Raw genomic sequence first — 26,355 nt, forward strand, 5'->3', positions numbered from 1 at the left:
ATGGAGGCCTGCGTGGGGACAGCGTCGTTAAAGTGCCGATAGGGTTACGGGCATCGCTAAGCCATAGGCATCAACGCGGAGAACAAGAGACCCGTTGGAGTGAGACGCTGAGCCATCTTTCCACGAAGCTGGCTCTCGACGATCATGCGCATCAGCTTAGAGCCCTGGTTCGGCGAGGCTCCGCAATCGACCTCGGGACCGCCGATCTCCCTCCACGAGAAGCCGAGTTCGTCATCGCACACAGTCCACTGGACAAGAATCCGGCCCGTGCTCACAGACAGCGACCCATACTTTAGAGCATTAGTCGCCAGTTCGTTCGCCAACAGCCCCAGCGCCGCGGCCATGGTCGAGCTGACGTCGATGTCGGGGCCTTCGACCATCACCCTCGGCTGTGTCGAGTCGTGATAGGGCGAAAGGACCGCGGTTAAGACCTCACTGAGAGGGATCCCGAATTTCCTGTCATCTTCGTCGTCGAGAAAATGGTGCACCTCGGCGAGTGTGCGCAATCGACCGGCGAAGTCTTTGGAGTGCTCTTTCGGAAGCGAAAGATTGGCAAGGCCGATGGCTGATGCGTAGGCGTTCTTCAGACGATGGCGCACGTCATCGCGCTCCAACTCGAGACGAGCCCTCGCGCTCGCCAACGCGGTCAGGTTCACGCAACGCGAAATTGCGGCCGACGCCGCGCTCGCAAGCGTCTGTGCGGCGATTATCTCGGCCACGGTGTCTCGATCGCCGTCATAGTTCCGGTATTCAGTCGAGAGGCCGCTGAACAGGGCGGGCAGCCGTTCCGTGGATATGGGGCAGAGCTCTGCCGCAGTTTCCGGTATTGCGTCGATCGCCAGCGTTCCAGCACCCATCGGGACATATCCTACCGCGATCGTTACAGCCGGCGCGTTCGTGGTAAGCTTGTCCGCGGCCGGGGACCAAGACGGCATACCGACGTCACCCCTAGCCTGGATCATCGCGATAGCTTCTGCTGAGAGGATACGCCGAGCGGCGTTCCGCGCGATCTCGGAAATCTGGTCGCTGTCGTTTGAGGCGGCGATCTGAGCGAGCGCTTCGATGAGGATGGGATAGGTCTGAGGCATCTTATGCACCAAATCTTCGGACTAGGCCGCTTGGGTTCGGGATAGCTCAATGGCTAGTTGCTGGACCTTGGCGGGAATAGGACGATTCAGCCCTCCGAGGTGACAGAGGTGGTAATTTGCTCCGCAGTCAGGTTCGCAAGGTGGACGGATGACGCCATCGAGCGGCCCACGCTGGAACCCGATTCTTCAATATGGCTGTGTCCGCCATGCTTATCCCGTCGCTATTCGTAAGTTCAGGTAGCGAGGCATGACATGACGGTAATGACGCAACGGAAAATCAGGAAACTTGGCACGTTCGAGCACCTATTCGCCGCCTACGGCGAGGGTGGAGCGATGGTATTTTCCGTAGCGGTGAGGGTACGAGGTGTTGTCCCGGAAGCGGATCTCGTTAAGTCGATACAGACCGTACAGGCACGACACCAACTCCTTCGAGCATCGATCGGGTGGGACGAAGACGGAGTTCATGCATTCCTGGCGTCGGAAAACCCTATCCCGCTGATGGTGATCCGCGGCGAGGGAATCCGATGGCACCAAGTGGCTCAGGATGAGGTGAACCGACCTTTCTCGGCCGCCGCCGGTCCATTGGTCCGCGCGGTGGCGTTGACTGGTGCCGCGGACACCACGGTCATCCTCACGTTTCATCATAGCGTGGCCGACGGTCTGGCCGCCCTTTTTGTTATGCACGAGATATTGGTGGCCTTGAGCGGCGGCAATTTTCACGACATGCCGCCAGCAGACCTCCTGGAACAGCGGTTGGGAATGCAACTCCCGCAGTTTCTACAAAACACGCCTCGCGATGATCACGACCACTCAGGGACTTCATCCGATCTATCGGAGGCAGAGGAGCTCAAAGCCGTTGTTACGGCCGTGGATCTTGAGAATGATCTCTCAGAAAGGCTCTTTTTTCTCGCTAGGTCCCAAGGCGCGACGGTCAATTCTATGCTAACGGCGGCGGTGGCGAGAGCGCAAATGTCTCTGGACGGCCGATGGAATGGCGCGACCCTACGCGTAATGTCCCCGATAGACTTCAAACCGGTCCTTTCGGTACCGGACCAAGTCGGGCTGTTTCTCTCAATCGCCATCACGCCCTTCGAGCAAGGTGATCAAACTTTCTGGGCTGAGGCGCGTCGCGTCGGGCGGCAGATCGATATGTTTCGAAGCGAGGAAATGGCGCGCCGGATTATCGCCGATCTCGCGAAACGATTTGCGGACGACAGCAGCTATGGTGCGAGCCGAGAACGTATTGTCCGGCAAATCCCGTACGATACCGTGATGACGAATCTTGGCCTTGTCCGTTTTCCTACCAGCTACGGCGAACTAACGGTCGAACGCGTGTGGGCTCCGGTTCTCCGATCCGTTCCGGGGCAGGATGTCGTTGCGGCCGCGAGTTTTGGCGGCGTTCTCAGCCTGGTCCACACGAGTGTCGGTGGTACGGAAGGACTTCTGGATAGAATGGTCGAAATCCTCGACGATCTGTGAAGGAAGTTGCATAGTTGCAGGAAGAACGGGTGGCTCGTGCCGCCCGTAGCCCCCTCCCTTAATCAGGCTGCGGCCAGGAATAGCCGGAACGACGTTTCCCGGCTATTTCCGAGAGGGGCCTACCAGCTGAAGGTTCGCGTCGTCATACGGCGGCCTGTGAAAGCGGGAGTGACCTCACGCGTCTGCCCGTTGCAGAGAAAATAGCGTTGGCAAGTGCACCCGCAGCAGCAGCAGTTCCTGCCTCACCAACGCCGCCCGGCTTCTCGCCGCTATCGACATGGTAGACGTCGACCTTGGGTGCCTCGTTTATGCGAAGGATGCGATAGGTGTCGAAATTGCTCTGGTCCACCGCCCCGTTCGTGAATGTCACCTCGTTGAACATCGCCGTACCCAGTCCGAAAAGCACCCCGCCTTCCATCTGGGCCCGAACGGTGTCCGGATTGATGACGATGCCGCAATCGACCGCTATGACCGAGCGCACCAGCCTGATCTGCTTTCGCGACGTGATCTCTATCTCGAGAATGTGCGCCAGATAGCTGCCAAAGGCGACCTGCAGGCTTATGCCACGCCCCCGCCCCGGCGGGAGCTTCTCGCCCCAGCCCGCCTTCTCGGCGGCCAGGTTAAGCACGGCAAGGCCGCGCGGGTTCTTCGTCAGCATGCGGCGGCGAAACTCAAGTGGATCCTGGCCTGTGGCGTGCGCCATCTCATCGACAAAGCTCTCCACCACGAAAAGGTTGTGGGTTGCCCCCACGCCGCGCCACCAGCTTGTCGTCACCCCGGCGGGTTCGTGCCGCACATAGTCGGCCAGGACGGCGTCCTCGTCGTAGGGCGTCTCCGCGGCGCAATCCACGGCGTCCGGGTCCACGCCATTGATGAAGGCCGCCGGAGCCCAGCGTGCGAAGACCGAAGACCCCGTCACACGGTGGGTGCGACCGACAAGGCGACCGCTCTCGTCCAGACCCGCGGCGACGCGGTCGTAATAGTATGGACGATAGAAGTCGTGGGTCATATCCTGCTCACGCGTCCAGACCACTTTCACCGGATAGCGGATGTCCTTGAGGAGGCGGGCGGCTATCTCGATAGAGTCGATGTCGAGGCGACGTCCAAACGCGCCGCCCATCAGCTGGTTGTTGACCGTGATTTTCTCGGGGGCGAGTCCGGTGGCATCGGCCACCGCCTTCTGCGCTCGCACAGGAACCTGTGTGCCCACCCAAAGCTCGGCCTTGTCATTCTCGATATGCAGCGTGCAGTTCAATGGCTCGAGCGGCGAATGGGAGAGGAAGGGCGAATGGTAGATAGCCTCGAGTTTTGTCTTCGACTTATCGATGACAGATCGGGCGTCGTTCTGGTCCCTGACGACGACACCCTGCTTCATCGACACCTCTTGCATGTCCATGACAATGGCTGCGTTGGTGACCGAGGAGTTCGAACCGTGATCCCACTCCACTTCGAGAGCGTCGATGCCCTGTTTGGCCGCCCACATATGGTCACCGATGACCGCGACTGCGTCGTCCGTCCTGACGACGTCGCGGACGCCGCGCACTGCTTTGGCCGCGGCCTCGTCCATCCTTGCGATCCTACCGCCCTTGACGGGTGCCATCAACAAGGTCGCGTATCCCATACCCGGCAGCCGGGTATCGATCCCGTAGATCAGCGAGCCGTTGACCTTGGCAGGTGTGTCTATCCGCTTGGCCTTTGTGCCGATAAGCCGGAACTGCGAAGGCTCCTTGAGCTTGATCTCCTTGGGCACCTCCCGCGACGCGGCGCGCGGTGCGATGTCGACGTAGGTTACCGTCTTACCCGAGGCGTCATGGTAGATGATCCCTCTCGCTACGCGACACTCGCCGGATGAAACACCCCAGCCTTCCGCGGCCGCCTCGATAAGCATGATCCTCGCCGCGGCTCCGGCCTCGCGCAACCGCATCCAGTCGGAACGGGTAGAAGTCGATCCACCTGTCGCCTGATCATAAAGGATCGGGTCCATGTATTTGGATATGTCCGGCGGCGCGGCTTCGACCTTCACCTGGTCAAGGTCCAGCTCAAGTTCTTCGGCCATGAGCATAGCGCTCGACGTGTAGATCCCTTGCCCGACCTCTGTGTGGGGCATGATCAGGGTGATGCCGTCGGCGTCGATCTTGACAAACGCGTTCGGGACAAAGCTTTTCTGGTCGCCCATGGCAGCGGCTGCGCGGCGGACGCTGTCGGGAAGTTGGACCGCCAGGACGAGGCCAGCGGTGGCAAGGGCTGTACCCCTGAGGAAGTTTCTACGGGAGACAAGGTTCTCGATCACTGTGGTATCCTTCACACTGCAATCGAGTGGATCGCTTCGCGGATACGTACATACGTGCCGCAGCGGCAGATGTTTCCGGCCATAGCGTCGTCGATGTCGGTATCCGTTGGCTTGGGGTTTTCGTTGAGAAGCGCCGTCGCGGACATGATCTGCCCCGACTGACAGTAGCCGCACTGAACGACTTCCTTTTCGAGCCAGGCCGCCTGCACCTTTGCACCGACGGGAGTTCCTCCGACACCCTCGATCGTGGTGACGGGCTGGCCATAGACGGAATCCATTGTCGTCTGACAGGCACGGACGGCCACCCCGTCGAGATGCACGGTGCACGCGCCGCACTGGGCGATCCCGCATCCGTATTTGGTTCCCGTCATGCCGAGCACATCTCGAAGTACCCACAGCAGAGGCATATCGTCCGGCACATCGACTTCGTGGATGGTGCCGTTGATCGTTACCTGTTTCATCGCTCGCCCTTCTCCGTCACCTGATGTCCGACGCAGAACGATCCGCCCGGTCGCGCATGAAATGATCCGCGATTGCCGCGATAACGATCACTGTCGAGCGGACAAATCCGCCTTGCCACGCCTGCCGGACAACCGAAGCGTCATTGGATATCTTACTGGTGGAGTACTCTGGAAAATTGGACGATTCTGCACTCGAGAGCGGGAACCGGGGGGCGTGGCAGAACCGCCTACAAGATGACGGTGACCGCAGCGCGTATAGGGCACATGTGCGCGGTCGCCGCCCGTTCAGAGAGCGGCAACTGCCTGGTCGAAGCGGCCACTTGCGTGGCGCGTGCCCGCTGTCAGATAATCCCACTGCGTCGATCGCGCCACGGAAGCGCTCTTGCGCCATTTCAAGGGCGTCGTGCCGACAAGACGCTTGAACACCTTGGAGAGATGGGCCTGATCGCTCAGGCCGCAAGCGTGCGCGATTTGGCTCAACGGTTCATCGGTCGAAGCGATCAGGTACTTCGCTGCCTCGATGCGTCTGGAAAGGACATAGTCGTAGGGCGGTCGGCCGAACGTTACGTTGAACCCCTTCGAGAACCTGCTGACGCTGAGGCGGACCTGTTCGCTGAGGTCGCAAACCCGCAGCTTGGAGTCGACGTTCCCGTCAACGTAGCGAATTATCTTCTTGCGCTGCCACTCGCTCAGGCCGGCCGTCAGCTTCTCTTTGGTTTCGACCGAGGTCGCGATCCTCTTGTCGGCAAGGCTCTGCCTTTCGACCAGACCTTCGATGGCGCGGTAATCCGCCTCGAGGCCCCACGTCTTGGAGCCGTTTGCTTCGTCCTGGAGCGGGATGAAAGAAATCGTCTTGTTCATCACGATGTCCTCGCTGTTTCGATGCAGTGAGGGTGCCGTGTTGCGGGACGTGAAATCGAGTTATGAGATGTAAAAAGAAGTTATGGCGATTAATGTCGGCCTTAACAGTTGCCGGGACCGGATTTTACAATACCGCCGTCTTGGAGCCGCGTAGTTGCGGGCGGAGGTTCCCCGATAAATCAGATAGATAGTGGGGTTCCATTCGCCAATGCAAGCTTGATGAGGCTCTCGTGAACGTGGTGGGACAAAATTCGGATCGGGCCTCGATTTGCCGGGTGGCTCTTGTAACCCAGGCGGATAGTGGCATTGGCCAGGCAACCGTCCAGGCGCTCGCCGAGGGAGGTTCGGATCTTGCGCTAGCGCTTGAGATTGAGCCTGACGCTCACTTCCTCGAGTCGCTCCGGTCGTATGGGGGACGTGTTGTCTGTTTTCCGACGAGCAGTCGACCCAACACCATTGAGGCCACCCAACTCGTTCGAGCGGTCATGGCCGCATTCGGGCGGCTGGATGTGCTGGTCGCGAACAATTTCCGCCGCGTGGAAGGCCAGGTCGATGACGAGGACGTCGATGAGGAGGCTCTCGACGAGCAGCTCTCGATGAATGTCAAAGGCGCTTTCGCATTGATAAAGGCGGCGTCGAAGGTCATGAACGATGGTGGCCGCGTGATCGCCTTGGGCTCGAGCATAGCAGACCGGGTAGGCACGCCAGGTTTGGCCGAATTCGCGGCGACGAGAGCGGCGATAGCCGCCTTCTGCAAGGGAGCCGCGCATGACCTCGGTCCGCGGGGAATAACCGTCAATGTCGTGCAGGTCGGGGCGTTGGAAAGCGATGGCGAAGGCGTGCATTCGCAGGAAACGCTCGCGGCGGAACGGGAGGCGAACGTGCTCAAGAGGCTGGGGCGGCCATCCGAGGTGGCTCATGCGATCATGTTTCTCGCAGGGCCCGGGGCGACATTTATCACGGGCAGCGTCCTGAACGTCGACGGCGGATACAACGCTTGACCGTCGGGCTCGGATCGGCGGCGTAGCGCTGCAAAGATCGAGCTCGCCACTGACGAAATCCGTGCCGGGTTAGGGAGAGCTACCGCGGCAGATGTCGGGTGCAATCCAAGGGCACGGCCCCGATAGCACCCTACTCGTTTAGAACCTTCAGCTCTCCGGCATGCCTGCGAGCCCGGTGTTCAATTGACAGTTATTCGCTTCGAAACCTACGAAATGGACGTCAACTCAAGGCGACTGCTCGATAGTGGCCAACCTGTTCGAGTGGGCGCGAGAGCCTTCGACCTCTTGCGGTACTTCGCGCTGAATGCCGGACGTATCCTTTCGAAGGCGGAGTTGCTGGAGGCGGTCTGGCCGAAAGCCACCGTCGACGACATCGCTATCCGTGTCCATCTCGTCGAGCTTCGGAAGGTACTTCGCACGAAACCAGATGACCCTTGGATCAGGGCTATTCCTGGCCGTGGATACCTTTTCCTAAAAACGGTCGAGTTGGGCAGGCTGGCCTCTTCCGGTCATGTCGAACCCGGTCTTCCGCATGTTTCATCGGAAATTTTCGGCAGAAGCGCATTCATCACATCATCGCTTGAGGTGCTGCGGAGCCATCGGCTCCTGAGTATCATCGGGAGCGGAGGGATCGGCAAGACTTCGGTTGCAGTCGAGATCGGAAATCACTTCCGATCGGCCGGACGTCCGGTCATTTTCCTCGATCTTTCCACTCTCACGGCAGAAAGCCAGCTGGTATCCTATCTGGCGATGCGACTGGAATTGATCAGCTTCGCCGACGAGCCAATGCCGATGGTGTTGGCTGCCCTCGCCGAGAATCCATACCTGCTCGTATTCGACAACTGCGAGCACGTGATCGACAGCTGCGCGGAGGTGGTGGAGACGATACTTTATCGCACCGCTGCAACGACGGTACTCACGACCAGCCGGGAGCCGTTGGGTGTCATGGACGAATACGTCAGCCGACTCCCCTCGTTGACGTTTCCCGAAGAGGGCGTGGTCCCCAGCGATGTATCGGAATATTCCGCCCTTAGACTCTTTGCCGATAGGGTCGAGCTTGCTTCCGGGCATCTCGACTTTTCGAAGCCTGAGACAATGAGCGCTGCGGCCGATGTGGTGCGGGCCTTGGATGGCATCCCGTTGGCTATCGAATTGGCGGCATCCCGTGCCGTGCACCTCGGCGTCTCGGACCTCCTGGCCTCGCTTGACCATCCGATCGCCACTCTAAGGAAAGGGAGGAGAACCGCGCCGGCAAGGCATCAGACGCTTGAGGCGATGCTCGACTGGAGCTATCGCTTGCTGAACTCGCAAGAGCAGACCGTCCTGGCGGCCGTGTCAGTGTTTTCCGGAAGCTTTCAGATCCAATCGGCTCGTTTGATCGCCGGGGATGCGCTCCCAGCTGAAGATTTCGACGACGCGTTCAACGGCCTCGTCGCGAAATCGCTGATCTCCCTCAAGGTGGGGAGTTTCCGGCTTCTCGAAACAACCAGAGCCTATGTCAGGGTGATGGTCCAGAAATCGCCAGCCGACGAGGCCAATTTCCGCAAAAATCATGCCCACTATGTCCTCCAGCGGTTAGTGGCATCGGAAACCGACTGGAAAGTTCTCTCCGTCCCGCGCTGGTACGAGGTTCATGGAGATCTCATCGGGGATCTCCGAGGTGCCCTGGACTGGTGCATGCGGTCCCAGCACATGCTGCTCGGCGCGACGCTAATGATCCAGTCGCACGCGGTATGGTTACAGTTCGGTCTTTACAGGGAGGGTCTCGAGGCTGTTGAATCCGCCCTTCTCCATTTCGAGACAAGCGCGATCGTCGATTCCGCCCTCGAAGCGCGATTACGCGTCCTGCGTGGCGGTCTGCTATTCCACGTGAGAAGTCTCGAGACGGGCGAAGACATTATCCGAGAGTTCACTACCGCTTCCGAGCTCGCAGATACCGTACAGGACGGTCGGACGGCCGTTCTGGCTCGAAGCGGCTTATTCTCGATGTTGATGGTTCGGGGTCGATACACGGAAGCGGTAACAACAGCACAAAGACAGATACCCGGCGACACCGGAGCCGCCGCTGCGGCCAGTGAATGCCTGACCACATACGCATCGCTTTATGCCGGCGCTATCGACAGAACCAGAGAGATTTCCAGCGCGTACTTTCTCGCAAATCCCGCGAGGTCGACCAGGACGACCACAAGCGCGATCGGACAGGACCATCGCGTCCTGCATTTCACGTTGATGGCGAAGTCGGCATGGCTGAGCGGGAAGGCTGCGGTAGCCAGAGCGACGATCGAGGATGCAATCCGCGAAGCCGTCGAGATCGATCAGCCGTCTTCCCTTGCCCTCTTACTCGCCGCTGGAGCCTATCCGATCTATTCGTCACTCGGCCTTGCCGACGAAGCGAGGAGACACCTTCAGTGGCTCCAGGAAATTTCGGAGAAAAGCTCGTTTGGCAGGCTGAAAATCTGGGCCGACCAGTTCGAGAGCCTGGCGAGGGCGGGGAGCGAGAACGCGGCGCGCACTGTCCTATCCATCGAGCCGTGGCTGCACTCGGAGCGCTATATGCTGGAGCACATGGCAGTCGTAGGCGGGCAGAACCTGGAAGAAGGGCTTTTGGACTGGATACTCGAGGGTGATGCGGGATGGTGCCACGCCGAAGTCGTCAGACTCAAGGCCGAGCGGATCGCGACCAAGGACCCTTCGCAAGCTGTGGATTTACTCGACGCCGGGATAAAATTCGCCCGTCAGCACGGCCATTTGGTTTGGGAACTCCGGTGCGCGTCCAGCCTCGCAAGCCTGACGCCGCGCGGTATCGACGCCCTAAAGGGCACGGTCGCGAGATACCCGGAGATACCGTCGGGCCCAGAACAGGACCTGATCGCGCGTTTCCTTTGACGTCCGCGTCAGTCCGATAATTTGATCGCGTACCCGCCGCGCGTCGCGCGTTTTCGGACATCGCACCGGCAGTCATCACGTCTTCACGAGTTGACGTCCGATAGATCCGATATCCGTTGCAAGACGGTCGTTCAGATGTGATACCCGCTGTATTCCTTCAATCCAGCGGGTACTGCGGCGAATACGATGTCTTTTCTCAAATTCGGAAGCTTTGAGCTGGATCTGACCACCAAAAGGCTTTCCGAAGCTGGGAAGCCTTATCAGTTGGGCAAGAAAGCCCTCGAAATACTTGTCGTTCTAGCAAGCCGAGCCGGGGAAATTGTCTCGAAAGAGGACTTGCTACAGGCGGCCTGGCCCACGACAACTGTCGAAGAAGGCGCTCTTCGAGTGCATATCGTCACCCTGAGAAAAGCACTCGGCGAAAACAGCGGGCGTCGCTACATCGAAAACATCGCTGGTCGAGGCTACATCTTCGTCGCACCCGTCGAGGTCTCGAACGCTGGCTATACCTTCCATGGCAGTCCGTCTGCCGTTCCGGACTCCAATTTGCCGCGGTTTCCGGGCCGGCTGATCGGTCGTGAGAGCTTCGTGGAATCATCCCTTTCCGCCTTGGGTTCGACCCGGCTACTAACAATATCCGGCGCTGGAGGAATGGGGAAGACGGCTGTCGCTCTCGAGATCGCCGGGCGGATATCCGAGACGCGAAAGGTCATTTTCATCGACCTAGCCTCCCTTACAGACCAAAGCCTGATTATGCCGACATTGGCATCGGCGCTCGGCTTGATCGTTTTTACCGAGGACTATCGTCAGGCGGTGTTGAACGCGCTTCAGGAAAGCAACGCGCTCCTTCTGTTTGATAACTGCGAACACCTTATTGAGGCCGTAGCGGTCACAGTGGACCAGATCCTCAAGGCGACCAAAGGAATCGCGGTGATGGCCACCAGCCGGGAGCCGTTACGCGTCGCGGGCGAGAGGGTAAGGCAACTGCCCTCGCTGCCCGTGCCTGATACCGAGACGTCGCGGGTCGAACTCCTCGCCTTTCCTTCGGTGGAGCTTTTGGTCGAATCGGTCAGGCTTGCCTCGGAGACCTTGACCTTCGATGACGACGAGAGCGTTCTAGCGGCCGCGGACATCGTCCGCAGTCTGGACGGTATCCCGTTGGCGATCGAGCTGGCCGCATCGCGCGTCAGCAATCTCGGTCTGGCGAGCGTGCTCGATTCGCTCGACGATCCCCTGTCGATCCTGCGTAGGGGCAGGAGAACAGCGCCGCCTCGCCAGCAGACACTCAGGGCCACCCTGGATTGGAGCTATGACAGCCTCACCGAAGACGAAAGGACGCTGTTTGCGCAAATAGCGGTTTTTCCCGGTACGTTTTCCGATCAAGGCGCTGAGGCAATAGCCCGCGAATGGCTAATGGGAGAGCGCTTCGACAACGCCTTCGATGGCCTCGTCCTGAAGTCCTTGATTGCGGTGTCCAACAACGACGGCAGGTATCGCCTTCTGGACACGACGAAAGGATACGCGTCAGAGAAGCTCGCGGCGAGCGGACTACAACCGCAGTACCGCTCGGCTCACGCACTTTATTGTCGTGAGGAACTGCTGCGGGCCGAATACGACTGGCGTGCCCTCCCGACTCACGATTGGATGCGGCGGTACGGCGCGCTCATCAACGATCTGCGCTCAGCGTCCAAGTGGGCGCTCTCCCCGCAAGGCGACCTGAATCTGGCCGTCGAACTGATCGCGATATCCAATGTCTTGTGGACGCAACTCGGTGTGATGCATGAGCAGCTGATCGCGGTCGAGAAGGCTCTGGACCTCCTCCCTTCCACGAAGCATGTCGGTACGGACATCGAGCTTCAGCTTCGGGTATCTCGCGGTAGCGGTCTTTATCACATCCGCGGTTTTAAGAGCGACGAAGAGGCGATCGCCGAATTCGAGCGCGCCGCCGTGATAGCCGAGCAACTGGGAAATCCCGGCCGCATCATGAGGGCCTACGGGGGCAAGGCCTCGGTTGCGAGTTCAAACGGGCGCTACACAGATTCGATCGCGATCGCCCAGGATCTGCAGCAGCGATTTCCGGGGGCCGCAAGCTACAGTCGGTTCCTGGAGCACAACTATCTCTTTCATGGCGAGCTTTCCTCGTCCAGGGAGCAGGCAGAGATATCTCTTCTCGAAGCGAGCCGGGCAGTCAGGACGACGCTCAACAACGGCACTGGCTACGACCAGGGAACAATCGCGAAGGCCGTGGTCGCGATGATCGACTTTCTTGAGGGAAAGATCGACCAGAGCTTTGTCGCAGTCCGCGAGATGCTCGCGGGTTCCGAACAGCTCGGGCATTCCATATCGAGCTGCCTGATGCTTTGCCTCACCGCTGTACCCGTCGCATATCTCTCCGGAAATACCGTCGAAGCGCGGGCCAGGCTCGACACAGTCCGACAACTGACTGCAAGAGACATGCTGGTTCGCTGGCAGGAGTGGGTGGATGGCTATGACATGATCGTGCCGGACAACACCCAGACCGACGAAGTGCAGACGGCACTGCAGGGTGTGCTGCTGGAAGGCGTTGGCATGCGCCTGGAGTATATGACCGTTCTCGCAGGATGCAGGGCTTCCGCCGCCGCCCTCGATAGGGCGCTGTGCGGCGATGCGGGATGGTGCAGACCGGAGCTGTTGAGACTCAAGGCGGTGACGTTGATCAAAAGAGACCGCGAAAAGGCCGTCGATCTTCTACGAGAGGCTTTGAATTTGGCGCGATCCATGGGGGCTGCGTTCTGGGAGCTCCGATGCGCAATATGCCTCGTCCGCCTCGTGCCACCTTCGCAAGTGGCAGCTGCCAAGGATGAACTCGTGTCGTCACTGGCCAAGTTCGACTGCACTCATCCGATCGCCGATATCGATACGGCGCGCAAGCTTCTCGCATCGTGAGCTTCAGCTGGGGAACAACCTGATTATCAACGGCTCGCCTCTAACCCGGGGGCGCTGCGAGCACGGGCGGCCGGGTCGTACGCTTCAAACGGCCGCACTTCGATCTCGTCCGCAAGGATGGTGACAAGCCCCCTGCCCTCTGCTTCCAGCGCGCTCAGCACGCTCGGCCTTTTGCCCATCCGGTGAAGGAAACCCTGAATATTCGGAAACTCTGACAGGTCCATCTTGAAGAAAAGGGCCCAGCTCAGGATCGGAAAAAGATACGCGTCGGCCGCGGTCAGATGGTTGCCGGTCAGGAACGGCCTGCCCCGCAGTGCTTCTTCCACCACCTGATACTTGCCGGAAATACGCTTCCGCACAAAGAACTTGGCTTCTTCGTCGAGCGGCCAGAAGAGGGGTGAAGTCGCCTTGTGTAGCTCGGTGGCGATGAAGCTCTGCCATTCCATCACCGCGTAGCGCTCCCGTGTCCCGGCTGCGGGCATCAGGTCAACACGTCCGGCGGCATCGCAGATGTACTGCGCGATTACGAGGTTTTCGGTTAGGATCGTTCCATCCTCGAGTTCGAGGGCGGGAACCATGCCCCTTGCATTGATCTCGCGGTAATCGCCGCCGAAGGCCCTTATCTTCTCCGTGACGTTGACGACCTCGAGTTCGAACGGCAGCTCGGTCTCCCTGAGCAGGATGTGCACGGAAAGGGAACTGGCACCTGGGTGAGCAAAGAGTTTCAAGGTTATCGACCTCAAGTGACTGTTGAACGGGACGCCGGCAGCCTTGCCGCCGACGTATCTTTCAGACGACCGCTATCAAGCCGCCTTGCGGGCGTTTACGATACGGCGCTGGGTGAAATCCTCCATCCCTTCGATGCCGTTCTGCACGCCGTGACCAGATTGCTTTGCGCCGCCGAAGGCGACATCATAGGGGAGCGACATGTGCTGGTTCACCCAGATGGTCCCGGTCTCGATCTTGGACGCGACGGAGACGCCTCTTTCGAAGTCGCTCGTCCAGATGATACCGCCCAGCCCGAACTCGACGCTGTTGGCTTCGGCGATCGCGCTGTCCACGCTGTCATAGACCTGGATCGGAAGAACCGGGCCGAACTGCTCTTCCTTGACGAGGCGCGCGTCGTTCGGCAAGTCACGGACGATTGTCGGCCTGATGAAATAGCCGTCGCCCTCCGCCGGCACGCCGCCCGCGACAATCCTGCCGTTGCGACGGGAGTCCTCGATGAACCCCTGCAGCTTGTCGTACTGCATCTTGTTCTGGATCGGACCGATGGTGGTGCCCTGTTCCAGGCCGTCACCGACCTTGGCATCATTGGCGAGGGCGACCAGAGCTTCGGTGAGCGGTTCGATGAGCGTCTTTGGCGCATAGACGCGTTTGGTCGCGAAGCAGATCTGTCCGGCATTCAGGGTTGCCGCGCGGAAGATTGCTGGAGCGACCTTGTCGATATCGACGTCGTCCAGCACGATGGCCGCATCGTTGCCGCCGAGTTCAAGCGTGAAGCGCTTGAGCGTGCTTACCGTGCTTTCCAGGACCTTCTTCCCGGTCGGCGTCGATCCCGTGAAGCTGACATGCGCGATGTCTTCGTGGCTCGTCAGTAGCGGTCCGAGATCATTGGTGTCCGCGAGGGTCTGGAATACGCCCTGGGGAAAGATCTTCTCAGCCAACTCGCCGAGAAGCAAGGTCGTCAAAGGGGTGGTCGGCGCTGGCTTTGCGATCACCGGGTTTCCGGTCATCAGCGCGGCCCCAACCTTGTAGACCAGGAGGGAGATCGGAAAGTTCCACGGCGTGATCGCGGCGGCGACGCCCTGGGGATAACGCTGTTCGACGATGTATTCGTGCTCGTTGTCCCGGATCACTTTCGGCTTGATTTCCTGGGAAGCAAAGAAGCGGAGCGCCGCGACGGAACCCCGGATTTCGGCTTCCGCCTGCGGCAGTGGCTTCCCCTGTTCGAGGGTGAGAAGACGGGAGAAATCCGAAGCGCGGGCTTCCAGAGCGGCCGCGAACGCCTCGACATAGCCGGACCGGTGCTCGTAGGTAAGCGCCGCCCACGAGGGGAACACCTTTTTCGCCGCGGCGATGGCTCTCAATGCGATGGCCTTGTCGGCACGCGGAGCGATCTCGAATTCCTGCGCGGTCGCCGGATTGATGACACCGACGTCCTTTGCTCCGTCGATCAGTTCCCCGTCCACGAGAAGTTTGTAGCTCATTGGTATGTCCTCTTGAAAGCGCCACGTTCCGGGCGTCGTTCTAACGTGCCTTTGCAGGCGGCTTGCCGGAGCGGCCGTGTACCGACCGCTCCGAATTCGGCCGGTAGGCCTCACACCGGGATCGGTTCCTTCACCATCACTTCGTTGAACTGGAAGAAGAACTCGTGCTCCTTCGAACCTGGGTTGTCGCGGAGCATCTGGATCGCGTCGACGTAGATATCTTCCCGGTCGGTCGCGAGCTTCTCCATCGTTTCCTTGACGAAGGCGTCGAGCGGCATCGCGCGAGGATCGCCGCTCTTCTTGATAAGGTCCGTATCGACCCACGGCGGAGCGATTTCATGGACCTTCACGGACGTGTCGCGCAGGGTGAAGCGCTGCGACATGGTGAAGGAATGAAGGGCTGCCTTCGTCGCCGAGTAGACGGCATTGTAGGCGAGCGGCACGTAGGCGAGTACCGAGGTGTTGTTGATGATCACCGCCGAAGGCTGCTTCTTGAGATGCTCGATCAGGGCGGACGTCATTCGGATCGGGCCCAGGAAGTTCGTGGTGACGATGTTCTGCATCGTCTTCTCATCGATCGCCTTGGCCGCATCGTCGAACGGCATGATGCCGGCGTTGTTGAACAGCACGTTGAGCGCCGGGTAGTCTGCGATGATCTTGGCGGCGACCTGCTCGATGCTTGCCGGATCGGTGATGTCCATCTCGTAGGCTGCCATGCCGGGGTTCGCCTTGATGGTTTCATCGAGGTTGGCCTTGCGGCGTCCCGAGATGATTACCTGGTTGCCCAGCTTGTGGAAGGCCTCGGCCAGACCCCGGCCGATACCGGAGCCACCGCCTGTGATGAAGATCGTGTTGCCGGACATTTTCATGGTCATTCTCCTTGGGGTTGATTTGGGTTTGAGGTTTGTGGTCCGCGTCGAGACCGCTGTCGTTCAGCGGGCGGGCGACGTGTTTGGGGATGCCGCCTTGGAGGCGAAACCGAAGAGGAGTGCAACGCCGATCATTTCCGCGAGCGCCGCTGCGAGGCCGAGATCGGCGACCTTCCCGTGGGCGACAACAAAGGAGCCGATGGCGCTTCCGATCGCGAAGCCGCCGTACATGAAGCTGGCATTGAGCGAGAGGACGATCGGGGCGGATGACTGGCCGCCCGTCTGGATCAGATGGGAGATCTGCGCCGGAAAGAATGCCCAGACAGTGACGCCCCATACGGCCACCGAAATAACGATTGGGACGACGGCCTGCGAAGGCGTGAGGAAGAACGCAGTGAAGGACAGAACCAGGAACGCGACTGCCAGGATTGCGAGGCTGGTGCCCATTACTGTCTTGGCCCCGAATTTATCGCTGAGGGAACCACCGCTGAACACGCCGACTGCCGAGCCGACGCCCCAGAGGCAGACGATGAAGCTGATTCCGTTCGGGCCGAAGTGCGCCACAGAGGTCAAGTATGGGGCGATATAGGTCCAGACCGTGTAGGCACCGACGGCCCAGAACAGCGTGACAGCAAGACCAACGAGGACAGGCGGCCGCTTCGCGACTGCGATCCTGGCGGAAAGGCTCGGCACCGGAAGTCCGGCCCCGGCGGACCGATCGAGGCCGACGATCAAACCGACGACAGCGATCGCTGCGAGTATGCCGACGCCGAGGAACGTCACGCGCCACCCGAGCGCATTTCCCACGAGCGATCCGATCGGCAGCCCGAGTGCGATTGCGATCGTCATCCCGCCGTTGACGATGGCAAGCGCCCTGCCACGTCTTTCCGGTGCGATCAGGACGCCGATCAGCGCGTTGGCGTTCGGGGTGTAAAGTCCTGCGGCAAGGGCGAGAAGCACACGGGCGGCAAAAATGCCCCAGTACCCGCTCGACTGCCAAGCGACGAGGTTGGCCAAGGCAAAGAACGCCATCGTTGAGATCAAGAGGCGTCGTCTATCCACGCTGCCGAACAGTGTCGTCAGGATCGGCGAGCTGAACGCGAGGGTAAGCGTGAACACGGTCACGAGTGTTCCGAGCGTCGCGATGGACAGCTGCAGGTCGTCAGCCATGTTGGGCAGCAGCGGTACGATCATGAAACCTTCGGTTCCGATCGCAAATGTTCCCAGCGCCATCACCCAGGCCGGTGTGAGCTTTTGGTTTTGGATTTCAGTCGCCATGGCAACGCGCCTCCGTTCCGTCTTGCGTTTTAATATGACCGGTCGTATTATGCTGTCAATCGAGTTTATTTTTATCGCTCGATGACCGCCGACACTTGAATTCAGATGGCCTCGTTCATATCCCGGGACCGAAGGAGAACTCATGGCCTCACCGACCAGAGAGAAGATTTTCGCGGCCGCTCAGGACCGGTTCCACGCTCTTGGCTACAGCGCGTGTGGCGTGCAGCAAATCGTGGACGCCGCCGGCGTCCCCAAAGGCAGTTTCTATAATTACTTCAAGACCAAGGAGGGTCTCGCTCTTGAAGTGTTGGAGATGTATGTCGCATCGTCGAAGCGGGAAATATTGTCTAATGCTGCCCTGTCTCCCCTCACCCGGATCCGGGAGCATTTCGGGTTTTTCATTTCCCGATACGAGAAGGACGGCTTCGACAAGGGCTGCCTGATCGGCAACCTGTCAGCGGAAAGCTCGGACGATGTTCCGCTTTTACGGGAGGCGCTCAAGGACTCGCTATCGACGTGGGCGGACTTGTTGTCGAGCGTCATAGTCGAGGGACAGGCTATCGGAGAAATCAAACCCGGTCTCGATCCGGCCGCGATGTCACGCTTCCTCATCAATAGCTGGGAGGGTACTGTTCTCCGGATGAAAATCACGAACGATCGGCGGCCATTGGACGATTTCATGTCGATCGGCATGGGACTTCTCGACAACAACCAAGCCTGATCCGTTCTTGATAGCTGCCGGAAACGTATTCCGACGTCTGCAAATCAAATAGCCCCAATCGTTCAATATATCCCGGGGGCCGTAGCGGATGCATAGAGCCGCCACGGCCCGAAGCAGCTGTCGTGCTTTCGCGGACACCTTCGTTTGACGAGCAATCGTACGCGATCTAGCTGTAAATCGAATTGTTGCCAAAAGAATTATGCGTTTGCCTTATGGGCAGGTGGCTCACACTATTATCGACATGAATAATGGAGCCAACAATGAAAGCCCTCGTCCTCAGTGCGTTTGGCGGCATCGACAACTTCGCCGTAGAGAGTATCCCTGATCCAGTATTGAAGCCGGGACAGGTCCTTGTCCGCATAGCAGCTGCATCTCTCAACCCGATCGACAACAAAATCCGCGAAGGTTTACCCATCGGCCCGGCGTTGCCGGCGGTGCTTGGATGTGACTTCTCCGGGACTATCGTCAAGGTGGGCGAGGCCGTCTCCGGCTATTCGTCCGGAGACGAAGTCTATGGCTTGGCCGGCGGCGTCAGAGGACATGGCGGAACGTTGGCGGAGTTTATTGCCGCCGATGCGCGCCTCATCGCCAGAAAGCCTCGGAACCTCTCGATGCGTCAGGCCGCCGCGCTTCCTCTTGTGTCGATTACCGCCTGGGAAGCGATCGCCCGAACGAATCTCCAAGCGTCTGAACATGTCCTCGTCCACGGGGCGGCTGGCGGCGTGGGCCACATCGCCGTCCAGCTCGCCCGCGATCTCGGGGCGGTCGTGACCGCGACGGTCGGCAAAGAGTCGGATGAAGCCATAGTCCGGAGGTTCGGTGCCGACCACGTCGTTTTCTATAAGCAGGAAAACCCCGCGGACTACGTATCCAGGATCACCCAAGGCCACGGTTTCCCTGTCGTCATCGATACTGTCGGGGGTGAAAACCTCGCGAATTCGTTCCAGGCAGCGGCGATCAGCGGTCGGATATCGACAACGGCAGCGCGCGCAACGCTCGACTTGACCCCACTACACAGCAAGGGGCTCACGTTCGGTGTCGTCTTCACGCTGATACCGATGCTGTACGAAATCGGTGCAGATAGGCACGGCGATATCCTGCGGCAGGTGGCGACCAAGGTCGACAGCGGACTTCTCAAGCCGCTGATAGACGAGCGCCGTTTCGGCCTCGCGGACGCGCCAACGGGCTATGACCTGCTTCAATCGGGCTCTGCCAAAGGCAAGATAGTTATCGACGTCGCATAGCGACCTCTCCGGAGACAAAAAATGTCCACGAACGCATCTCGCGAGGGCCTGCGTAACGCGCCCCCATGCGAATTTCCCAGAGCGACGACATGGCGGGACAACCGCCAGAAGGCAGCACTGCTACCGCTTTTGAGCCTGGTCGTGGCAATCGTACTCTGGGGTGCAAACTGGCCGGTGATGAAGGTTGGCTTGGCCCACGTTACGCCCGTCTGGTTTTCCGCACTGAGGTTCGGCACGGGCGGTGCCGCCCTTTTCCTGGCACAAATGTTCCGTGGAGGGATACGCCTTCCGAAACGCGGTGACCTGCCGTTCATCGTCTCGATCGGCCTGTTACAGATGGCGGCCTTCACTATGCTGGGCGCTCTGGCAATGACCCATCTTGGGGCCGGAAGGTCAGCGATTCTGAGCTACACCACCCCGCTTTGGGTGACGCCCATCGCGATCGTGATATTCAAAGAGAAGGTAGGCAGTCTGCGCATCGGCGGCATCATGCTTGCCGCCGTGGGGGTGGCCATACTGGTCAATCCTTCTGCTATCGACTGGGGCAATCCGGTGGTCGTCGCTTCCAACGGAGCGCTGCTGATCGCGTCGATATGCTGGGCGCTCTGCATCATCCACCTGCGCTATTTCAAGGCCGTCTCATCGGCCTTCGACCTCGCCCCTTGGCAGATGCTGCTGGCTACGATCGTTCTGGTCCCACTCGCCTGGATTATCGAAGGCGGTTTCTCGGCCGATGATACAATAACGTTCTTCGCCTCCACGGTATTCGTCGGTCCAGTAGCGACTGCTTTCTGCTTTGTCGCAGTCAACGCGGCCAGTTCATGGCTGCCGGCGACGACGATGTCGACAGCCATGCTGGGCGTTCCGGTCACGGGGGTCCTGTTGTCGCTCCTGCTCCTCGGCGAGCCGCTGACCGCCCCCCTTGCCGCGGGTACGTCTGCGATCGTGATCGGCATAATGCTGAACGCGATCCCTCGCCAGAAACCGAACAGGCAAGACCTCTAGGAGACAAAAATGAAAGCGATCGGATACTACAAGAACAAGCCGGTGACCGAGCCGGATGCGCTTGTCGATATCGAAGTGCCTAAGCCGGAACCGGGACCGCATGACCTGCTGGTGAAGATCGAGGCCATTTCGGTCAACCCCGCGGACGTCAAGCAACGCGCCAATTCCAGCCCCACCGACGGGCAGGCCAGAATACTCGGATACGATGCCGTCGGGACTGTCGAGGAGGTCGGCTCCAAGGTCCGGCTCTTCAAGCCGGGCGACGCCGTATTCTATGCGGGCGCGATCAATCGGCAGGGAACCTATGCCGAATACCATGCGGTGGACGAGCGGGTCGTCGGCCCCAAGCCCAAGACCCTCTCGAACGCAGAGGCAGCAGCGCTGCCTCTGACGTCTCTCACTGCCTGGGAGCTCCTCTTCGAAAAGCTCGGCGTCCCGTATGGCACGAAGTCGAGCCGGGAGGCGATCCTGATCATCAACGGCGCGGGTGGCGTGGGGTCCGTCCTTACCCAGGTAGCGCGTCGCCTGACAGGACTGACCGTCATCGCGACCGCCTCGCGCCCCGAGACGATCGACTGGGTCAAGCAGATGGGTGCCCATCACGTCGTCGATCATCGAAAGCCGCTCGATGAGGAGATGCGCCGCATCGGTATCCCTCACGTCAAGTACGTGGCTGGGTTGACGGCGACCGACCGCCATCAGCAGGCCATCCTGGAAATCCTCAAGCCACGTGGCGCGCTGGCCATGATCGATGACCCGGATACCTTCGACGTCGTGAAATTCAAGAGAAAGAGCCTCTCGGTTCACTGGGAGCTCATGTTCACCCCGACATTGTTCCAGACGCCGGAGATGGACGAGCAGCATCGCATCCTCACTGAAATCTCCGCTCTCGTCGACAGCGGAGTGATCAAGACGACGATGCGCGAAAACGCAGGAAAAATCACCGCCGAAAACCTCAAGAACGTTCACGCTCTCCTCGAGAGCGGGCGTGGTCTCGGCAAAACCGTACTCAGCGGGTTCTAACCCGGATTTTTGGAGAATGTCATGAACACGAAATTACTCAAAATCGGTACCGCCATCGCGATCACCTTGGCTTCCACCGCGGCTTTGGCCGCAGACGAGCATCGCAAGATCGAAGCGGTCGCGTCGTTCCCCGATGCGATGCTGACTGGCGTGACGGTGTCCGCCAACGGCCGCATTTTCGTCAACTACCCGCGCTGGGGCGACGACGTGCCGTTCACCGTCGCGGAGGTCGTCAACGGTAAGGCCGTCGCCTACCCCGATGCCGCAATCAACAAGGCCGATCCCTCGAACCCCGGCAAGTCGCTGATCAGCGTACAGAGCGTGGTGGTGGATGCGGAAAACAGGCTGTGGATCCTGGATACTGCCGCGCCCGGCTTCAAGCCGCCGTTGGCGGAAGGTCCGAAGATGATCGCGGTCGATCTCGAGACGAACAAGATCGTCAAGACGATCGTGTTTCCCAAGGACGTCATCCTGACGTCGACCTATGTCAACGATGTTCGCTTCGACCTCACCCAGGGAAGCGAGGGCGTCGCCTACATCACCGACTCCTCACTGACAGGTCCGGGAGCCATTATCGTCGTCGATCTGGCGACCGGCACGGCCACCCGGAGACTCTCCGGCGACAAGACCACAGCGCCTGATCCGGAATTCACTGCCGAGATCGACGATCAGAAGCTTCTCAACCGCCCGCAGGGCGGTCAGACATCCCTGGTGAAGATCGCGAGCGACGGCATCGCGATCTCGGCTGACGGTGCGACCCTCTATTTCTCGCCGCTGTCCAGTCGTCATCTTTACTCCGTTCCGACCGCTTCGCTGCGTGACGCCACACTTCCTGAAGACAAACTCGCAGCACAGGTGGTCGACCTCGGACTCAAAGGCGCTTCCGACGGCCTCGAATCCGACGACAAGGGCCGCGTCTATGGCGGCGACTACGAGCACCACAGCATCAGGATGCTCGAGAACGGCAAGTGGTCGACGATCGCGCAGTCCAAGGAAATCCAATGGCCGGATACGCTTTCGGTCGCTTCGGACGGATATCTGTACTTCACCGCCAACCAGCTCAATCGGCAGGCCGGGTTCCACAACGGAAAAGACCTTCGCGTGAAGCCTTACAAACTGTTCCGCATCAAGATCGACGGCGGCCCCGTCCTTCTCAAGAAGGGCCAGCGTTCCTGACGCCATCGATTTAAACAGACCACGCCCACCTATCCGAGCCCTTACGGGCTTCGAATGACTGGGCGTGGTCGTCTATTTTGAGTACGCCGTATTGGTAGTTAAGCTATGAGCAACCTGATCGAGCTGAGGCCCCGCATGAAGTATCCGGACCTGGAAATAGACCTGCTTCGAGCGTTCGTCGCAGTCGCGGAGACCGGAAGCTTCACGCTTGCGGCGGATATCGTCGGCCGCTCCCAGTCGGCGGTGTCCCAGAAGGTCCTGCGCCTCGAGGAACTCCTGCAGAAGAAGGTTTTCGAGCGCACGAGCAGATCGTTGACGCTGACCCGCGAAGGGGAACGTCTTCTGGTCGCCGCGAGACGAATGCTCGAATTCAACGACTCGCTCGTTCGCGAACTGACCGAACCTCCGGCGAGCGGGTCTTTGAGGCTGGGGGTTTCGGAAGACTTTGTTCCCGACCAGCTTCCGCGCCTGTTGGCTCGCTTCGGCCGCCTCTATCCGGGCGTTTATCTGGACTTGATGACCGGGCTGAGCGGCGACCTTCTCGAGGCCTACGACGACGGACAGTTGGACGCCGTGATCTGCAAGAAAGACGGCCACGGCAACCGGGGGCGCGTCATCTGGCGCGAACCCCTCGTCTGGATGGCCTCCGCCGATTTCAAGTTGGATTTTTCGAAGCCCGCCCGTTTGGTGATGCTGAGGGCTCCCTGTTCCTATCGAGACATCATGGTCTCCACTTTGGACAACGTGCGTCGGGAGTGGGTTGCCGTCTGTACGGCAAGCAGCCTCATGGGCATCCAGGCAGCAGTAGCGGGCGGACTTGGCGTGACCGTACTGGCTGGCTCCCTCGTCCAGGAGGGCATGCAGATCTTGAGTGCGCCGGACCATTGGCCAGCTCTGCCCATGACCGAGATCGCGGTGCTGGGTGAGGACGGCGAGAGCGGTCATCTCGTCAAGGCGATCGTCTCTTTTCTGACCGAACACCTGACAAAGGGCAGTGGACCGCTCATGGCCGCATGAGGCCCGCCAGTTTCAACTTTTCCCGGTCGTGCCGGCGATGGCGGATCGGGACGTGCCTGCGGAGGCCGCGGCCGCGACGTCCGCTACCACCGAAAGGGCAAGCGACGAAGCGTCTCTCGCCTTGTCGAATATCCCAATCGGCGCTTTGATCCGCGAGATGTCAGCTTCTCCATAGCCCATCTCCTCAAGGGTCTTCCGTCGCCTTTCGTGCGTGCGGCGGCTCCCGAGCGCGCCGATGTAGAAGGCTTCCGACTTCAGTGCAGTTTTCAGGGTTGCGAGCTCTGCATCCAGATCGTGACTGAGGAGGACCACCGCCGTGTACTTGTCCAGCGTCAGATCGGTGGCTTTTCTCCCATAGGATATTCCGAAGAGATCGACGCCATATCCGGCCGCCCCGGCAACCCTTGCCGTGGCATCGATTTCCAAGGCGTTGCCCGATATCGCGATCTTCGTGGGCGGCCTGTAGATCCTGGCAAACCAGCCGTTCTGCCACCCGGTTTTGTCAGCCGGGCTACAGACCAGGCACTCCTCAGCTGGCTTGTACAAGAGAGCTGCCTCACGACGCCCGCCGATATGGGCCAACACCTGGTCGATGGCCCCGGCATCCTTGAGCACGTGTATCGAGAGCCGGATACCGCCCCCGCAGGGGAGAATGATGTCGAAGAACGGCGAGCCTTCTCCAAGAAGAAGGAAGCGGTCATGCCCTGCTCTGAGTGCCTCTATTGCCTCGGCTGCGACGGCTGGTTCTGTACATCCGCCGGACACAAAGCCGCAGTATCGACCGTCGACGCGAACGCTCATCTGCGCGCCCAAGGGGCGGGCTGCGCCTCCCCTTATTTCGACCAGGGTCACAAGCGCCACCGGGACGCCTTCCTCCAGCGAGTCCCGGGCATGGCGTAGTATCAAGACGGGGTCATCCGTGGCGAACTCGCTGCGTGGCGCGATGTGCTCGATGAGCTGACTGTAAGCGTTCATCACGGTTGTCCGGTTTTTGGGGGCTTGCGGCAATGGGGCGTGCCCTGCCCTTTCCGCGGGCCGTCATCGATTAGCGTGCTTCGGAGACCTGCTTGGCGGTGACTGTCCCCGTTCGCCCGCTGAAGTGCTCGACGACGTAGTTCGCGAGCGCGGCCACATCTTCGTCCGAATAGATCTTCGCAAATGAAGGCATGGTCCTTCCCGGAGCCGCCCCGTGGTCGGACGAGCCCTGCAGGACGACCCTCACCACATTGCTTGCCGTCGGATCACTCAGGGCGTGCCCGCCGAGGATCGCAGCGCGCGGATTGAACTGTCCTTCGCCATCCCATCCGTGACAGCTCGCACAGGCTCCGGCGTAGATTTGCTTTCCGGGTTGAGTATCGGAGGAAACCGGAGTCGACGTCGCGCCCAGTTCTTCTTCCTTGCGCCTCACTGCCTTGAGATCGGGATCACCCGCTACTGCCGGGACTGTTCGGAGGTACGCCACAATGGCATCGATATCGGATTTGGGCAGCTTGCTAAGGCTGAGGTCAATGGCCTCGCGCATCGGACCCGCGGCCACGCCCCGGCCTTTCGCGTGCCCGGCCGACAGCATTCCCGCAATCTGTTCGTCGCTCCAGTTTCCAAGTCCGTATTCCTTGTCGGAAGTGATGTTCCACGCCTTCCAGCCGTCGACGTCACCGCCGGAGAGGGCGACACCCTGCTTCCGCTGGAACATCAGGCCGCGTGGCGTGTGACATTCGCCACAGTGCGCCAAGGCTTCGACGAGGTACGCACCGTCGTTCCAGACTTTGTCCCTGGCGGGATCCGGTTCGAAAGGACCCCGCGGAACAAAGAGAAGCTTCCATCCGCGCATCAGCGGCCGTTGGTTGAACGGGAACGCCAACGCGTTCTCCGGCGCGGCCTCGGTAACCGGAGCGAGTGTCGTCAGGTAAGCCTTGATGGCGAGGATGTCGTCCGTCGAGAGGAGCGCGTAGGAGGTGTATGGGAAAGCCGGATAGAGATCCTCGCCATGCTTGCCGACACCCGAGCGCATCGCCCTGACGAACTCGGCATCGCTCCAATCACCGATTCCGACCGTCTTATCCGGCGTGATATTGGGCGAGTAGATCGTTCCGAACGGCAGCTTGAACGCCAGACCGCCCGCGAAAGCCTTGCCGCCTTTGGTGGTGTGACAGGCGGCACAGTCCGCTGCGACCGTGAGATACTCGCCGCGAGCGATGAGTTCGGCTCCTGTCGGCTGGGCCTTGCTCGCCTGGACTTCCGGAAGTGCATGAGGCCAGAAGAAAAAACAGGCCGCGCCAAAAAGGCCGACGACCACGATGGTACAGATCCCGATGATGTATTTCCGCCAGCGTCCCATGGCCGTGCCTTTTCCGTTTGAACCCCGGCGTTCCATTCGCACCCTGGATGCGCCCGCCGCTCCATTCCGTCATGCCGGGCGAACCCTTGGTCCTTCGAACCCGCGTTCGCTCGGCGCTTAACTTCCGAGAGGACGCTATTTCCCGGCTTCCGGATTGCACAATCCTGCACCCGCGATACGGCTACCGCTGAAATCATGCTTGCGTGAGTGATGTCGCCTTGGTGCCGCGAAGGCGGCGATCCCTGCTCTGTCTGGGAGGGGCGGCCAGGAGCAGGGATCGCAAAGTCGCAGCCATGGCGGATGGACTACGATTGGAAGGCGACGGGTTCACCTTCGCGGAGAGGCGGTCGATGGGAGGAGGAGGTCGACCGTGTTGCCTCGCCTGTATGTATAAGGCCCGAAATCATCGCGGTTTTCTTGCAAGATTCGATTTCCGGTAGATAAGATTTTGTAAGATCCGCCCCTGTGCTTGCTATCTCAAAG

The 26,355-nt window shown here is 60.1% G+C and carries 20 protein-coding genes and 1 pseudogene; 11 read left to right on the plus strand and 10 right to left on the minus strand.

Annotation, left to right across the window (positions count from 1 at the left end; translation table 11 throughout):
- Positions 1–56: 56 nt before the first annotated feature.
- Positions 57–1,088 (minus strand): sensor histidine kinase, encoded by a 1,032-nt coding sequence (locus MRBLMR1_RS29470; protein ID WP_500067142.1) that lies wholly within the window; start codon positions 1,086–1,088, stop codon positions 57–59.
- A 252-nt stretch (positions 1,089–1,340) separates the two neighbouring features.
- Here MRBLMR1_RS29470 and MRBLMR1_RS29475 point away from each other — a divergent pair, with 252 nt between their 5' ends.
- On the plus strand, positions 1,341–2,567 hold the full coding sequence (locus tag MRBLMR1_RS29475) for a phthiocerol/phthiodiolone dimycocerosyl transferase family protein (RefSeq protein ID WP_500067143.1): 1,227 nt from the start codon (positions 1,341–1,343) through the stop codon (positions 2,565–2,567).
- Positions 2,568–2,709: 142 nt separating this feature from the next.
- Here MRBLMR1_RS29475 and MRBLMR1_RS29480 read toward each other — a convergent pair whose 3' ends face one another.
- From MRBLMR1_RS29480 to MRBLMR1_RS29490, 3 genes are all read right to left on the minus strand, one after another.
- The gene (locus tag MRBLMR1_RS29480) at positions 2,710–4,857 is read right to left on the minus strand and encodes a xanthine dehydrogenase family protein molybdopterin-binding subunit (protein WP_500067144.1); all 2,148 of its coding nucleotides are present in this window, start codon (positions 4,855–4,857) and stop codon (positions 2,710–2,712) included.
- A gap of 11 nt (positions 4,858–4,868) precedes the next feature.
- Entirely contained in the window at positions 4,869–5,318 is a 450-nt protein-coding gene (locus tag MRBLMR1_RS29485; protein WP_500067145.1) for a (2Fe-2S)-binding protein, read from the minus strand.
- A 285-nt stretch (positions 5,319–5,603) separates the two neighbouring features.
- Positions 5,604–6,179, minus strand: coding sequence for a helix-turn-helix domain-containing protein (locus MRBLMR1_RS29490; protein WP_500067146.1), 576 nt, complete (start codon positions 6,177–6,179; stop codon positions 5,604–5,606).
- 275 nt (positions 6,180–6,454) lie between these two features.
- Between MRBLMR1_RS29490 and MRBLMR1_RS29495 the strand changes: the two genes are divergently transcribed.
- The 4 genes and pseudogenes from MRBLMR1_RS29495 to MRBLMR1_RS29510 all read left to right on the plus strand — a co-directional run bounded on the left by MRBLMR1_RS29495 (position 6,455) and on the right by MRBLMR1_RS29510 (position 12,991).
- The gene (locus tag MRBLMR1_RS29495; protein ID WP_500067147.1) at positions 6,455–7,180 is read left to right on the plus strand and encodes an SDR family NAD(P)-dependent oxidoreductase; all 726 of its coding nucleotides are present in this window, start codon (positions 6,455–6,457) and stop codon (positions 7,178–7,180) included.
- Positions 7,181–7,393: 213 nt separating this feature from the next.
- Positions 7,394–7,639: pseudogene (locus MRBLMR1_RS29500) on the plus strand (winged helix-turn-helix domain-containing protein); the annotation flags it as partial.
- 303 nt (positions 7,640–7,942) lie between these two features.
- On the plus strand, positions 7,943–10,066 hold the full coding sequence (locus tag MRBLMR1_RS29505) for an ATP-binding protein (protein ID WP_500067232.1): 2,124 nt from the start codon (positions 7,943–7,945) through the stop codon (positions 10,064–10,066).
- Between the two features lie 186 nt (positions 10,067–10,252).
- Entirely contained in the window at positions 10,253–12,991 is a 2,739-nt protein-coding gene (locus MRBLMR1_RS29510) for an ATP-binding protein (RefSeq protein ID WP_500067148.1), read from the plus strand.
- A 26-nt stretch (positions 12,992–13,017) separates the two neighbouring features.
- Here the strand turns inward: MRBLMR1_RS29510 and MRBLMR1_RS29515 are convergent, their stop codons facing one another.
- From MRBLMR1_RS29515 to MRBLMR1_RS29530, 4 genes are all read right to left on the minus strand, one after another.
- Positions 13,018–13,719, minus strand: a complete 702-nt coding sequence (locus tag MRBLMR1_RS29515) for a glutathione binding-like protein (protein WP_500067149.1) — start codon at positions 13,717–13,719, stop codon at positions 13,018–13,020.
- Positions 13,720–13,794: 75 nt separating this feature from the next.
- Positions 13,795–15,201: an aldehyde dehydrogenase family protein gene (locus tag MRBLMR1_RS29520; protein ID WP_500067150.1), complete on the minus strand. Its 1,407-nt coding sequence runs from the start codon at positions 15,199–15,201 to the stop codon at positions 13,795–13,797.
- 110 nt (positions 15,202–15,311) lie between these two features.
- A complete protein-coding gene (locus tag MRBLMR1_RS29525) occupies positions 15,312–16,070 on the minus strand; it encodes an SDR family oxidoreductase (protein WP_313198820.1) in 759 nt (252 codons plus the stop codon).
- Between the two features lie 63 nt (positions 16,071–16,133).
- Positions 16,134–17,348, minus strand: a complete 1,215-nt coding sequence (locus MRBLMR1_RS29530; RefSeq protein WP_500067151.1) for an MFS transporter — start codon at positions 17,346–17,348, stop codon at positions 16,134–16,136.
- Between the two features lie 142 nt (positions 17,349–17,490).
- Between MRBLMR1_RS29530 and MRBLMR1_RS29535 the strand changes: the two genes are divergently transcribed.
- From MRBLMR1_RS29535 to MRBLMR1_RS29560, 6 genes are all read left to right on the plus strand, one after another.
- Positions 17,491–18,069, plus strand: coding sequence for a TetR/AcrR family transcriptional regulator (locus tag MRBLMR1_RS29535; RefSeq protein ID WP_500067152.1), 579 nt, complete (start codon positions 17,491–17,493; stop codon positions 18,067–18,069).
- Positions 18,070–18,329: 260 nt separating this feature from the next.
- The gene (locus MRBLMR1_RS29540; protein ID WP_500067153.1) at positions 18,330–19,313 is read left to right on the plus strand and encodes a zinc-dependent alcohol dehydrogenase family protein; all 984 of its coding nucleotides are present in this window, start codon (positions 18,330–18,332) and stop codon (positions 19,311–19,313) included.
- Positions 19,314–19,334: 21 nt separating this feature from the next.
- Positions 19,335–20,318 (plus strand): DMT family transporter, encoded by a 984-nt coding sequence (locus tag MRBLMR1_RS29545; protein ID WP_500067154.1) that lies wholly within the window; start codon positions 19,335–19,337, stop codon positions 20,316–20,318.
- 9 nt (positions 20,319–20,327) lie between these two features.
- Positions 20,328–21,341, plus strand: a complete 1,014-nt coding sequence (locus MRBLMR1_RS29550; protein ID WP_500067155.1) for a zinc-binding alcohol dehydrogenase family protein — start codon at positions 20,328–20,330, stop codon at positions 21,339–21,341.
- Between the two features lie 21 nt (positions 21,342–21,362).
- The gene (locus MRBLMR1_RS29555; protein ID WP_500067156.1) at positions 21,363–22,517 is read left to right on the plus strand and encodes an L-dopachrome tautomerase-related protein; all 1,155 of its coding nucleotides are present in this window, start codon (positions 21,363–21,365) and stop codon (positions 22,515–22,517) included.
- A 135-nt stretch (positions 22,518–22,652) separates the two neighbouring features.
- A complete protein-coding gene (locus MRBLMR1_RS29560) occupies positions 22,653–23,534 on the plus strand; it encodes a LysR substrate-binding domain-containing protein (protein ID WP_500067157.1) in 882 nt (293 codons plus the stop codon).
- 12 nt (positions 23,535–23,546) lie between these two features.
- Here the strand turns inward: MRBLMR1_RS29560 and MRBLMR1_RS29565 are convergent, their stop codons facing one another.
- Together MRBLMR1_RS29565 and MRBLMR1_RS29570 are read right to left on the minus strand one after the other, a co-directional pair.
- Positions 23,547–24,509, minus strand: coding sequence for an XdhC family protein (locus MRBLMR1_RS29565; RefSeq protein ID WP_500067158.1), 963 nt, complete (start codon positions 24,507–24,509; stop codon positions 23,547–23,549).
- Between the two features lie 70 nt (positions 24,510–24,579).
- Positions 24,580–25,872 (minus strand): cytochrome c, encoded by a 1,293-nt coding sequence (locus MRBLMR1_RS29570; RefSeq protein ID WP_500067159.1) that lies wholly within the window; start codon positions 25,870–25,872, stop codon positions 24,580–24,582.
- Positions 25,873–26,355 lie beyond the last annotated feature (483 nt).

It is taken from the genome of Neorhizobium sp. LMR1-1-1.1 (assembly GCF_040675795.1).
GTDB classification, from domain to species: Bacteria; Pseudomonadota; Alphaproteobacteria; order Rhizobiales; family Rhizobiaceae; genus Neorhizobium; species Neorhizobium cellulosilyticum.

Coding starts and splice junctions, on each gene's coding strand:
- MRBLMR1_RS29470 (WP_500067142.1), bottom strand. CDS start 1,088: ATGCCTCAGACCTATCCCATCCTCATCGAAGCGCTCGCTCAGATCGCC.
- MRBLMR1_RS29475 (WP_500067143.1), top strand. CDS start 1,341: ATGACGGTAATGACGCAACGGAAAATCAGGAAACTTGGCACGTTCGAG.
- MRBLMR1_RS29485 (WP_500067145.1), bottom strand. CDS start 5,318: ATGAAACAGGTAACGATCAACGGCACCATCCACGAAGTCGATGTGCCG.
- MRBLMR1_RS29490 (WP_500067146.1), bottom strand. CDS start 6,179: ATGAACAAGACGATTTCTTTCATCCCGCTCCAGGACGAAGCAAACGGC.
- MRBLMR1_RS29510 (WP_500067148.1), top strand. CDS start 10,253: ATGTCTTTTCTCAAATTCGGAAGCTTTGAGCTGGATCTGACCACCAAA.
- MRBLMR1_RS29520 (WP_500067150.1), bottom strand. CDS start 15,201: ATGAGCTACAAACTTCTCGTGGACGGGGAACTGATCGACGGAGCAAAG.
- MRBLMR1_RS29525 (WP_313198820.1), bottom strand. CDS start 16,070: ATGAAAATGTCCGGCAACACGATCTTCATCACAGGCGGTGGCTCCGGT.
- MRBLMR1_RS29530 (WP_500067151.1), bottom strand. CDS start 17,348: ATGGCGACTGAAATCCAAAACCAAAAGCTCACACCGGCCTGGGTGATG.
- MRBLMR1_RS29535 (WP_500067152.1), top strand. CDS start 17,491: ATGGCCTCACCGACCAGAGAGAAGATTTTCGCGGCCGCTCAGGACCGG.
- MRBLMR1_RS29540 (WP_500067153.1), top strand. CDS start 18,330: ATGAAAGCCCTCGTCCTCAGTGCGTTTGGCGGCATCGACAACTTCGCC.
- MRBLMR1_RS29545 (WP_500067154.1), top strand. CDS start 19,335: ATGTCCACGAACGCATCTCGCGAGGGCCTGCGTAACGCGCCCCCATGC.
- MRBLMR1_RS29550 (WP_500067155.1), top strand. CDS start 20,328: ATGAAAGCGATCGGATACTACAAGAACAAGCCGGTGACCGAGCCGGAT.
- MRBLMR1_RS29555 (WP_500067156.1), top strand. CDS start 21,363: ATGAACACGAAATTACTCAAAATCGGTACCGCCATCGCGATCACCTTG.
- MRBLMR1_RS29560 (WP_500067157.1), top strand. CDS start 22,653: ATGAAGTATCCGGACCTGGAAATAGACCTGCTTCGAGCGTTCGTCGCA.
- MRBLMR1_RS29565 (WP_500067158.1), bottom strand. CDS start 24,509: ATGAACGCTTACAGTCAGCTCATCGAGCACATCGCGCCACGCAGCGAG.
- MRBLMR1_RS29570 (WP_500067159.1), bottom strand. CDS start 25,872: ATGGGACGCTGGCGGAAATACATCATCGGGATCTGTACCATCGTGGTC.